The sequence below is a fragment of the Pelomonas sp. KK5 genome (assembly GCF_001984095.1).
Taxonomy (GTDB): domain Bacteria; phylum Pseudomonadota; class Gammaproteobacteria; order Burkholderiales; family Burkholderiaceae_C; genus KK5.
Window position 1 is genome coordinate 1 of sequence record NZ_LYVQ01000188.1, and the last position, 12,922, is coordinate 12,922.

1 protein-coding gene is annotated in these 12,922 nt (G+C 71.7%); it reads left to right on the plus strand.

Annotation, left to right across the window (positions count from 1 at the left end; genetic code table 11):
- Positions 1-12,922, plus strand: a 12,922-nt coding sequence (locus B0W88_RS23600) for a calcium-binding protein (protein ID WP_077037069.1), incomplete at both ends; no start/stop codon positions are given.

Below are 12,922 nucleotides of genomic sequence, written 5' to 3' on the forward strand. Positions count from 1 at the left end.
CGTGGCCGTCTCCGGCGGCGTATCGCTGGGCATCTCGGTGGCCGACGCCACGCTGAGCCCGACGATGACCAACCGCATCGGCACCGGCGCCAGCCTGAGCGCCACCGGCGTGGGTTCGGACCTGACCATCGCCACCCGCTTCAACAACGGCAGCAACCAGGCCGGCGGCGCCAGCGCCATCGCCAAGGCGGCCAGCGGCGGCCTGGCCTCCGGCGGCGGCACCGGCGCCAGCGCGCAGAGCCACTACAACATCCTGCAGAGCTCCGGCAGCGGCGTCACGCTCAATGCGGGCCGCGACCTGAACATCGGCCTGGCCGTCGGCAACCATGTGGATTCGCTGGCGAACAGCGACACCATCGGCCTCGTCGCGGCTTTCGGCGGCGCCATCTCCAGCGCCACCGTCGACGGTACGGCCACCAGCACCTTCGCCAGCGCCGGCGGCACGGTGGGCGGCAGCCTCAACGCGCTCGGTCAGTCGAACCAACTCGTTACTTCCACGGCACGGGCCGCCGGCGGCGGCCTGCTGAGCGGGCAGATCAACGACGCTTCGGCCAGCTTCACGCCCACCCTCGGCATCGACCTGGGCAGCGGCGCGACCACCGTCGGCGGCAATGCCACGGTGCAGATGCTGTCCAACACCGACACCACGGCCAGCGCCATCGGCAAGCAGGCGGGCGGCCTGAGCATCGGTGCGTCCACGGCCGAGGCGACGATGAGCCCGACCGTGTTCGCCCGCACCGGCAACCAGCAGCTCACCGCTGGCGGCGCGGTGCTGGTCGAGGCACGGCACAACCATGACGGCACCAACGCCACCGGGCAGGACACCGTGGCCACCGCGCTGGCCTCGGCCGGCAGCCTGCTGCTCAGCGGCACCGGCGCGTCCGCCTCGGCGGAGGCCAAGGCGAACGTGGACGCCAGCGTCGGCGCCGGCAGCTCGCTGACCGCCAACGGCGGCAGCGTGCGAGTGCTGGCCGATGCGGCCAACCTGGCCAGCGGCACGACGACGGGCCTGGGCGTCAGCGGCCTGATCGGCTTCGGCATCTCGAACGCCAGCGCGATCGTCGGCGGCGGCACCAATGCCAACCTGTACGGCGGCGTCGGCGACGCGGCCTCGGTCAGCGTGGTCTCGCAGGGCAAGAACACGGCGGTGGCTGCGGCCAGCGCGGCCGGCGCGGCCGGCCTGGCCGGCGCCAGCGGCGGCAGTGCGACGGCGCGCTCCAACAGCGCCGTCGGCGCGGTGCTGGGCGACGCCAGCGTGGCCAGCAGCACCCACTCGGGCAGCGGCGCCATCCTGGTGGACGCGATCTCCAGCGCCGATGCCGACGCCACCGGCAAGGCCTTCTCCTTCGGCCTGGCCGGGGCGGTGGGCTTCATGAGCGCCACCAGCGAGGTCTCGCCCAACGTCACCGCCGAGGTGCGCGGCGCCGCCACGGTCAGTGGCAACGGCATCACCGTGCGCGCCCGCCACAACCAGAACGGCGAGAACAGCACGGCGGTGGCCGATGCGGCCGGCATCGGCGGCGGCGTGTCCATCGGCGGCGCCAGCGCCGACGCCAGCGGCGCGGCCAACACCCGCGCGCTGACCAGCAACGCCAGCAGCCTGGCGGCCGGCAGCAAGGCCGGCGTGCTGGTGCAGTCGCTGGCCAACAATGTGGTGACGGCCACCGGCCAGACGGACAACGGCTCCATCGGTTACTCGGCCGGCGTGGTCAGCGCCGCCGCCCGCTCGGGCGGCATCACCGAGGCCACCAGCGGCGCGGACGTCACCGGCACCTCCTTGAACGTGCTCGCCACCGCCTACCAGGATGCCGATGCCACGGCCAAGGGCACGGTGCTGGGCCTGGTCGCGGCCGGCACTGGCGCGGGCGTCACCGTGACGGTCAACCCGGACGTGCGCGCGGGCCTCGGCGACGGCGCCCAGATCGACGTCACCGGCCCGGTCAACGTGATCGGCAGCGCCAGCGACGATGGCGACGGCACGGCCACCGGCGAGGCGGTCACCGCCGGCCTCGCGCTGGGCCTGTCCAAGGCCACGGTGACGATGACCCCGGCGATGAGCCTCACGCTCGGCAACAACGTCAGCATCACCACGCACTCCGCCAACACCGGCGACATCACGCTGCAGCTGCTGCACAACGGCGCCAGCAACGAACTGGGCGGCGCCAGCGCCACGGCCTTCGCGGCCGGCGGCGGCTTCGCGTCCGGCGGCGGGGCGGAAGCGAACGCGACCGTCACCTACAACATCAAGCAGACGACCGGCAGCGGCGTCACGATGAACTCGGCCCGCGGCGTGGCCATCGAGACCGATGTGGGCAGCCATGCCGATGCGACGGCCGATGCCCGCGGCTTTGGTGTCGGCGGCATCGGCGGGGCGGTGTCCAACGCGTCCATCGGCGGCAGCATCGATGCCACGCTGGGCGCCGTCAGCGGCACGCAGGCGCTGGACTTCATGGTCGAGACCACGGCCAACCACCTGGTCACCGCGATCTCGCAGGCCTCGGCGCTGGGCCTCTTGGGCGCTGCTCAATTGAATGGCGCGACGGCCACGTTCAGCCCGGTCATCAACGCCAACCTCGGCGGTGGCGGCACGCTCAACGTCGGCCGCGACCTGATCGTCACCGCCATCTCCTCGGCCGACACCACGGCCAATGCGCTGGGCATCGCGGCCGGCGCCGGCATCAGCGTCGGCGGCTCGATCGCCAGCGCGACGATGAGCCCCTCGATCAGCGCCCAGACCGGCGCCGAGACAGCCAACGTCGCCCGCAACATCGTCATCCGCGCCCAGCACAACCACGACGGCGCGGGCGCCACCGGCAACGACACCCGGGCGATCGCGCGGGCCTCGTCCGGCGGCGGGCTGTTCGGCGGCGTCGGTGCGTCGGCCACGGCCAATGCCAATGCGAACACGACCGCGAAGAGCGGCGCCGGCAGCGTGCTGACGGCCGGCGGCTCGATCACCATCCATGCGGATGCGGCCAACCTGGCCAACACCGAGTCCAGCGGCCTCTCGCTGTCGGCGCTGGTGAGCTTTGGCAGTTCCAGCGCCAGCTCGAATGCGCTGGGCAACACCACGGCGACGATCGACGGCGGCTCCGGCGGCAGCACCTTCGTGGACGTGCGCGCGCTGGGCCGCAACTACTCGGACGCCAAGGCCAATGCCTCCGGCGGCGCGCTGGGGGCGGGCGTCAACAGCGCCTCGGCCGCGGCCAAGTCGGGCGGGTCCGTGAACTCCGGCGCCGGCAACACCACGTCGGCCAGCACCGTGACCAGCTCGGGCAGCATCAACCTGCTGGCGCTGTCCGAGGCGGACGCGAACGCGCAGGCGCGCGGCCTCTCGGCCGGCCTGGTCGGCGCGGTGGGCCTGATGGCGGCCACCGCCGAGGTCTCGCCCGACGTGACCAACACGGTCAAGGGCACGACCACGCTGAGCGGCCAGAGCATCAACGTGCTGGCCCAGCACGACCAGGGCGGGCAGAGCGCCCGCGCCAAGGCGGACACGGCCGGCATCAGCGCCGGCGTCAGCGTGGCCGGTGCCACGTCCACCGCCAAGTCCGGCGCCGACACCTCGGTGCAGACCCAGGGCAATGCGACGCTGAACGGCAACGGCGGCGTGGTGACGCTGTCGGCCGTGGCGAACAACGTGGCCAATGCCGACGGCACGGCGACCGGCGCCGGCCTCGCCGCCGCGCGCGGCGCGATGACGGCCAGCGCCACCTCCAACGGCAGCACCAGCGCCAGCGGCGGCGGCAAGATCAACGGCGCGGGCCTGGACGTCAAGGCCACCGCGGTGCAGACGGCCTTCGCCAACAGCTCCGCCGCGGCCGGCGGCCTGATCGCCGCCAGCACCGGCGCGAAGTCCATCAGCGCCGTGACGCCGACGATCTCGGCCGGCATCGGTGCCGGCGCGCAGATCGACGTCAACGGTGGCGTCAGCGTGGAAGGCAATGCCACCACCAGCTCCACCGGCATCGCCAGCGGCGTGCAGTTCGCCGGCGGCGTCGGCGCGGGCGGCTCGGTGGCGGACGTGGACATCAACCCGACGATGTCCACCACCATCGGCAACAACGCCAGCATCACGACCCATGGCGCCAAGGGCGACGTGGCCCTGGCCCTGAAGCTCAACAACGGGGATGCGGCGGTGGGCGCGGCCACGGCCACCGCCACGGCCAGCGCCGGCGCGGCCGGCATCTCCGCCTCGGGCAGCGATGCCAGCGCCAACGTCAACGCCACGCTGACGAACAACACCGGCTCCGGCGTGCAGTTCAACACCGCGGGCAACGTCCGCTTCGACACGCTGTCGGGCCTGACGGCGGTGTCGGTCGGCGACAGCCTCAACCTCGCCCTGGGCGGCGCCGGCGGCGTGGCGAAGTCGTCCTCCGGCATCGGCGGCACGACCAATGCGGTGACAGGCTCGATCAACGGCACGGTCGGCGGCGACCTGGTGATCAACACCAGCAGCAACTACATCGCGGTGGCCACCTCCAAGGCCGCGCAGGGCGGCCTGCTGGGCTCCTTCGGCCTGAACTCGGCCGCGGCGACGGTGGCGCCGACGCTCAACGCCGGCATCGGCGGCGGCGGCAGCATCAGCGCCGGCCGCGACGTGATCATCAACAACCTCTCCACCGGCGACGCCAACGCCGAGGCCGACGGCATCACCGTCGGCGGCGGCCTGGCCGTGGGCGGCTCGGACGCGCAGGCCAAGGTGCGCCCGGTGATGACGACGACGGTCGGCGCGGCCGACGTGGCCGCCGGCCGCAACTTCGCGCTGACGGCCAGCCACAACGCCAACGGCAACGGCGCCTCCGACGGCCACGACGCCACCTCCAAGGCCACCGCGTCCGGCGGTGGCCTGGGCTTCAGCGGCATCGGCGCCAACAGCGTGTCCCAGGCCTCGGCGGACATGACGACCTCGCTGGGCGGCAGCGGCTCGGACCTCTCGGCCGCCACCGGCAACTTCAGCGTCACCACCCGCTCCGGCAATATCGCCTCGGCCGAGGGCTACGGCATGTCGGTGGGCCTGATCGGCCTGGGCAATGCGCGCGCCGACGCGATCGCCGGCGGCTCGCTGACCAACGCCCAGAACAACAGCTACGCCAACGACAACCAGCTCACCACGATCGCCGCGGGCACCGGCATCGCCGCTGGCGGCGACGTGGCGATCAACTCCACCAGCGCCCAGGGCGCCACCACCCACACGACCGCGCCCACCGGCGGCTTGATCAGCGCCGCCTCCAACGACGCCAGCAGCGTGGTGGCCCGCAACATCAACACGCAGATGCTGGGCAGCGGCATCAGCGCGGGCGGCAACATCCTGATCTCGTCCGGCTCCAGCGGCGGCGCCGATTCAGAGGCGAACGCACTGTCCATCGGCTTCGTGGCCGTGGGCAAGGGGGCGTCCAATGCGCGGGTGACGCCCACGGTGGCGTCCAGCGCCGGCGGCGTGCTGAACGCCGGCGGCCACATCACGATCCAGGCCTCGCACGACGGCACGCAGGGCGCCACCGCGCACTCGGATGCGGCCTCCGGCGGGCTGGTGGGCGTGGACGGCGCGGCGGCCTATGCGGGCTCGGCGGCGGTCGTCTCGGCGGCCATCCTCAACGGCGCCTCGGTCAACGCCAGCGGCGGCACCGAGGTGCTGTCCGGCGTGGCCGACAAGGCCAATGCCAGCGCCGACGGCCAGGCCTACGGCCTCGCGGCCTTCGGCGCCACCGATGCCGGTGCCGATGCCAATTCGAGCAGCAGCGCCAGCGTGGGCAACGCGCAGGTCACCGGCGCCAGCCTGACGGTGGAAGCCACCGGCGGCGGCCGCGGCAATGCGGTGGCCGAGGCCACCAGCGGCGGCCTGATCACCGGCAACGGCGCGGCCCCGGTCGTCAACGTGAACCCGCAGATCAACGCGCAGCTCGCGGGCGGCGCGCGCATCGACGTGGGCGGCAACGTGACGGTGGAGGCCAGCGGCAATGCCGAGGGCGACGGCAATGCGGTCGGCTATGCCGGCGGCGCCGGCGCGGTGAGCATCTCCAAGGCGGACATCAACGTGAACCCGGTCGTCGTGGCGCAGGTCGCTGCAGGCGGCCAGGTCAAGGCCGGCGGCAGCGTGACGGTGCAGGCCACGCAGGGCCAGCAGGTCAGCGTCGGCGATTCGAGCTTCGGTTCCGGCGGCGTCAACGCCTCCACCAACGTGATCACGCTGAACGGTCCGCACGGCCTGACCACCGGCGACACGGTCACCTACGACAAGGGCGGCGACGCCAACGGCGCCGTCGGCGGCCTGGTGGACGGCAACAACTACCAGGTGATCGTGCAGAGCGACACCGCGGTGAAGCTGGGCGCGGTGTTCAACGCCAACGTGGTGGACGCCACCCAGGACGCGATCAAGTTCGCCTCCGAGCACGGCTTCACCAACGGTCAGCGGGTGATCTACCACTCGGCCGGCAACACGGCCATCAGCGGCCTGGTGGACGGGCAGGCCTACTTCGTCCGCGTGATCGACGCGCAGACGATCAAGCTCGCCACCAGCCAGGCGGCGGCCACCGCGGCGCCCAAGACCTTCCTCAGCGGCGCGGTGGATGTCGCCAACGACAAGATCACGCTGTCCGGCCACGGCTTCTCAAATAACCAGGCGGTGACTTACCGGACCGCCGGTGCGGAGCAGTTCCCGGGCAGCGCCGTCGAGGCCGATGGCGACGACCAGATCACCATCGCCAACCACGGCTTCAACACCGGCGACGCGGTCAAGTACACGCTGCGCGACCTGGTGATCGAGAGCCCCAACAAGCCGCCGGTGGCGATCACCGGCCTGACGGCCGACGCCACCTACTACGTGATCCGGGTGGACGCCAACCACATCAAGCTGGCGGCCAACCCGACGGACGCGAGCAACGGCACGGCGATCGCCATCAGCAACACCGCCGAGTCGCTGGCCAGCGGCCACATCCTGACCCGCGTCGGCGCGGCGCCGGTGAGCGGCCTGGTGAGCGGCAACACCTACTACGTCAAGGTGCTCGATGCCAACACCTTCCAGCTCTCCACCACGCCGGGCGGCGCGGCGATCGACCTGACCGGCGTCGGCGGCGGCAAGCACACCATCGGCACCGAGGGCATCGAGCTCTCCGGCGCCGCCACCAGCGGCCAGCACCAGCTGGAGCTGGACATCACCAGCAGCGGCAGCGGCAACGGCCAGCAGCTGCTGGGCGCGGGCGGGGCGCGCTCGCTGGTCGGCAATGCGATCGATAACGGCGTGTCCAGCGGCGCCACCTCGGGCTCGGTGGGGGCGCTGATCTTCGGCGACAAGGGCTCGACGTCCAACGTGGACATCGTCACCCAGGTCAAGGCCCTGCTGGGCGACGGCGCCACCATCAGCGCCGGCGGCGACGTGACGCTGAACGCCTTCTCGGCCGCCAACGGCGCGGCCACCGCAGGCAGCAGCGGCGGCGCCTTCATCGCAGTGGGCTATTCGGACGCCTTCGTCAACACGACGCAGACGGTGCTGGCCACGGCCGGCAACAACGCGCAGATCACGACCAGCGGCGGCTCGGTGACGCTGTCGGCCATGTCCACCCAGAACGGCACGGTGGACGCCAACTCCAAGGGCGGCGGCTTCATCAACTCCTCGCAGGTCAGCGGCGGCGCACAGCTGAACCACACGACCACGGCAGGCCTGGGCGACGGCGCCAGCATCGTCGCGGCGCACGACGTGAACCTCACGTCCGAGGCCCGCTTCGACGGCAGCATCAACGGCAAGGCCAGCAGCGGCGGCCTGGGTGCCGATTCCGATGCGGACATGTACTGGCGCGTCGGCTCCTCGGGCAACCACCAGACGATCGGCGTCAACGTCGGCACCAATGCCAGCATCAATGCCGGCGACGACATCAATCTCGACGCGACGATGAGCCGCGCCAAGAGCAGGGTTACCTCGAGCGCCTACTCGGCCGCGCTGGGCGCCAACCCGGACGCCCACTCGAACAACGACATGTGGAACGACGCGGTGGTGACGGTGAATACCGGCGCCACGGTGCTCTCGCTGGAGAACATCTACGTCCATGCGCTGAACACCGGCCTGGACGCCTACACCTACGGTAACGGCGAGGCCGATGCGGCCGGCGGCGATACCGACGTGGACTCGATCGTCGAGGACCGGCTGCTGGCCTATGTCAACGCCGCGGCCGGCGCGCTGTTCGACACCCATGCGCTGGACGTGCGGGCCGAGATCGGTTCCTGGCAGGTCACCACCCGCCACCGCCAGGACGGCGCCTTCATCGACGACGGCGACGTCAATGACCGCTTCGACCACACACTGGCCCAGAAGATCGACTTCAACGCCGACGCGCGCCTGTCCTCCGGCCCGGCGCCGGAGCTGCTGGTCAACGCGGCCGGCAACGTCGTGACGGCCACCAACGTGACGGTGCAGAACACCGCCAGCACGGTGATCGTCAACGACATCGTCAACACCAGCGTCGGCACCGCCTACTTCCGCGCCAACGGCGCCTTCGACCCGGCCCATGGCATCGTGGACCTGGGCTCGATCGCCGGCACGCAGTCCACCTTCACCTTCATCCACACCTTCAACCGGATCACGCTGACCAACGAGTCGGCGAAGGACCTGCGCATCAACAACATCGCGCCGGTCAACAGCACCGCGGTGCCGACGGTGACGCTGGACGTGGACAACGTGACCGGCCCGGCGACGGACCCGACACCGTTCGAGTTCAACATCCGCCACAGCTACGGCGCCACGCAGATCCTGATCAACAACACCAGCACCTCGGCCCAGCCGGACATCCAGCTGAACGGCACGATCGACAACCCGCTGGGCAGCACGCAGATCGGCAGCGTGGGCGGCGATATCGTCGCCTTCAACCCGAACTCGATCATCCGCACCAACCTGCTGGCGCTGAGCGCCGGCGGCGCGATCGGCACGAGCTCGCAGCGCGTCAACGTGGAGCTGGTGCAGAGCGAGGGCCGCAACGCGACGATGACGAGCCTCTCGGCCGGCAGCACCTACCTCGGCATCCGCGGCCTGCTGCGCGACCCGAACGTCAGCGCCTTCACGCTGAGCCTGGGCGACATGCAGGCCGGCGGCGTGCTGGACCTGCTGCTGCGCGAGGCCAAGCTGCAGACCACCGTCAACGGCGTGCCGCCGACCTACCAGGTGCAGGTGCACATCAACGCCGCCTCGCTGGGCAGCGATCTCGGCACGACGACCTGGATCCGCCACTTCCGGCCCGACCAGGCCGGCGGCGCGATCGTGGACTTCCCGGTCGGCTACTTCGGCACCGGCAACACCGCGATCGCCTCGACCACCAGCATCGGCAAGCTCAGCGCCGGCACCAACCTCAGCGTCATCGCCGACACCCCGGCCCAGCGCATGGACCTGTTCCAGCGCAACACCTGGATCGGCGGCAGCAACGTCACGCTGCGCACCAATGGCGACCTGACGCTGCCGAGCACCGTGCAGGCCGGCACCGGCAACCTGTCGGTGCAGAGCCAGAACAACAGCGTCTACGCGGACCACCTGATCGCCGGCGGCAACGCGACGATCACCGCCGCGCTGGACATCTCCAACGTGCTGGCGAGCTACGCCCACACCTGGCTGGCGCTGTACCAAGCCAACCTGCTGACCGCAGGCGGTTCGGTGAACATGACCGCCGCGCGCGACATCACGCTGCCGCGCATCGTCCAAGGCGGCGGCAACGTGACGCTGCTGGCCGGCGCGCAGATCCTCTCGCCGGCGTCCATCTGGTCGCAGGCGGGCGACGTGGCGATCACCAGCACCACCGGCTCGGTGCAGGTGGACCATGTGGTGGCGGGCAGCGATGTGTCCATCACCGCGCGCCAGGGCACCATCAGCAACGTCACCGGCGGCCAGACCGGCAACCGGCTGAACCTCTATGCCGACAACCTGATCACCGCCGGCGACAGCATCACGCTGCTGGCCGGCGGCGACATCACGCTGCCGCGGCTGGTGCTGGCCTTCAGCGGCCCGATCAGCATCACCTCGACCGGCGGCAGCGTGCTGCTGGCCCAGGTGGAGGCGGACAACAACAACGTGACGATCAGCGCCAACGCCGGCGCGATCACCGAGATCGGCAGCGATGCGGCGGCCGACATCCTGGGCATCACGCTGCACCTGACGGCGGGCACCGGCATCGGCACGCTGGCCAACGCCATCGAGATCGACTCCTCGCGCCCGAGCCACGGCACGGTCTTCGCGCAGGCCGACGGCTCGGTCTTCCTGACCGAGGTGGCCGGCGACCTGAACCTGGACATGGTCAAGTCCACCGGCGCCGACGTGGTGCTGACGGTGCAGGCGGGCGATCTGCTCGACGACTTCGCCGACCTGGCTGCCGACGTGGTCGGCAACAACCTGACGATGACCGTCAGCGGCAGCATCGGCAGCTACTACAACGACGTGGAGATCGACAGCCGCTTCTCCGCGGCAGGCGGTTTCGTCGACGCCAGCGCGGGCAATGCGATCCAGCTGACGGAAGTGGTGCAGGCGCTCTACGTGGGCACCATCATCGGCACGGCCGGCCAGGTGCGGCTGACGACGCGCGACAGCGCCGCCGATGGCGAGGACATCATCGTCGGCGAGGGCCGCAAGGTGCAGGCGGGCGGGGCGGTGACGCTCGATGCCGGCGATGACCTGCTGATCAACGGCACGGTGACGGCCGGCGACCGGCTGTTCATGGCGGTCGACTGGCACAGCGCCGATGCCGGCGGCGGCCATGCGACCGTGGGCGGCACGGTGACCGGCGACCGGCCGGAACTCAGCGGCGGCGAGCAGGGCGACGTGCTCGACGTCTCGGCCCAGGCCCAGGCGTGGACCGTCTACGGCAACGGCGGCGACGACACGATCCTCGGCGGCGCCGGGGATGACGACCTCTACGGCGGCGAGGGCGCGGACAACATCGCCGGCAACGGCGGCGACGACCTGATCGTCGCAGGCAACGGTGGCGGCGGCACGCTCAGCGGCGGCGCCGGCAATGACCGCATCTTCGGCTCCGACGGCGACGACACGATCAGCGGCGGCGACGGCGCCGACCAGATCTGGGCACTGGCCGGCAACGACGTCATCGACGCCGGCGCGGGCGACGACTTCGTGGACGCCGGCGACGGCAACGACACCGTCTACGGCGGCGCCGGTGCCGACACGCTCTACGGCGGCCGCGGCAACGACACGATCTACGGCCACTACGCGTCGGGCCTCGCGGCCCAGCCGGCCGACGACAACGCCAGCGACTTCATCTACGGAGAGCAGGGCGACGACGAGCTGCATGGCAACGGCGGCGACGACTACATCGACGGCGGCTTCGGTGCCGACCGCATCTTCGGCGAGGCCGGCAACGACGAACTGCACCAGGGCTACGGCCAGGGCGGCTCCATCGACGGCGGCGACGGCGACGACCTGCTGGTGGGCTCCGACGATGGCGCCGACACGCTGCTCGGCGGCGCCGGCAACGACCGGCTGCAGGGCCTGGCCGGCAACGACCAGCTGAACGGCGGCGACGGCCAGGACGTGCTCGAAGGCGGCGCGGGCGACGACCTGCTGGAAGGCGGCGCGGGCGCGGACCTGATGGTGGGCGGCGCGGGCAATGACCGGCTCTACGGCCAGTCCGTCAGCGGCGCCGGCGACGACAACGCGGCCGACTACCTCTACGGCGATTTCGGCACCAATGGCAACGAGGCGGGCTCCGGCCGCGACCAGCTCTTCGGCCAGGGCGGCAACGACCTGCTCTACGGCGAAGGCGGCGACGACCTGATCCAGGGCGCGGCCGGCATGGCCGTGACCGAAACCGGCGGCGGCACCAGCAACCTGATCGACTTCGGCGGTGGCGGCGACGATGCGTCCTTCACCGGCACCGTGACGCCGACCCCGGCGCCGACCCCGGTGGCGGTGGACGACACGAGCCCGCGCGCGGTGGGCGTGCTGCCCGACGGCGTGGCCGGCGCGGGCCGCTGGGCGGACCTGGGCGGCAGCGCGGCCGATGTGCAGCGCGGGCTGGCGGGTGATGTCGGGCTCTCTCTCGATCCCGCGGTGGCCGCGGGCGCGGCGGGCCAGCAGTACGTCGCCTGGAGCGACAGCCGCAACGGCAATCTGGAAATCTACGTGGCTCGTTGGGACGGCGCGAACTGGACCATGCTGGGCGGCAGCGCGCAGCAGGGAGGCGTGTCGGCGAGCACGAATGCGGGCTCGACCAAGCCGAGCATCATCGTCGACGGCACGGGTGCGCCCGTCGTGTCCTGGACCGAGACCAATGCCGCCGGCAGCCACGACATCATGGCGAGCCGCTGGAACGGCAGCGCGTGGGTGAGCCTTGGCAATGCCACCGGCACCGGCACGGCCGTGCAGGGCTGGCTGGTCAGCACGACGAACGGCCCGGCCCTGGTCTGGACCGACGACGCCACCGGCAACCTGCGCATCTACGCGCGGATCTACACCGGCGGCGCCTGGGCGACGCTGGGCTCGCAGGCCGCGATGACGGGGACAGGTCTTGCCGTCGGCACCGAAGTGCAGGACGTCAGCGTGGCCAGCGACGGGAGCAAGGTCGCCGTCGCCTACACGGCGATCCAGCCGAACACCGCGCTGCGCCAGGTCTACATCACCGAATTCACGCCGCAGGCCGGCGGTACGGCCGGCACCGGCACCTGGGCGGGCATCGCCGGCTCGGCCTCGGGCAGCGGCGTCAGCGGCATGGCCGCGGTCAGCACCGCGCTGGGCCTGCCGACCACCTGGCATGCCGACCCCAGCATCGCCTACTTCGGCGGCAGCCTGTTCGTCGCCTGGCAGGCCTTCTCGGACACCGGCGCCACCATCCTCACCGCCCAGCTCGATGCGGGCGGCCTGGCGGTGCGCGACGTGATCAAGGACCTGAGCCGGCCCGGCACGCCGCAGCTCGCGGCGGGCGGCGCCTCGCTGCGG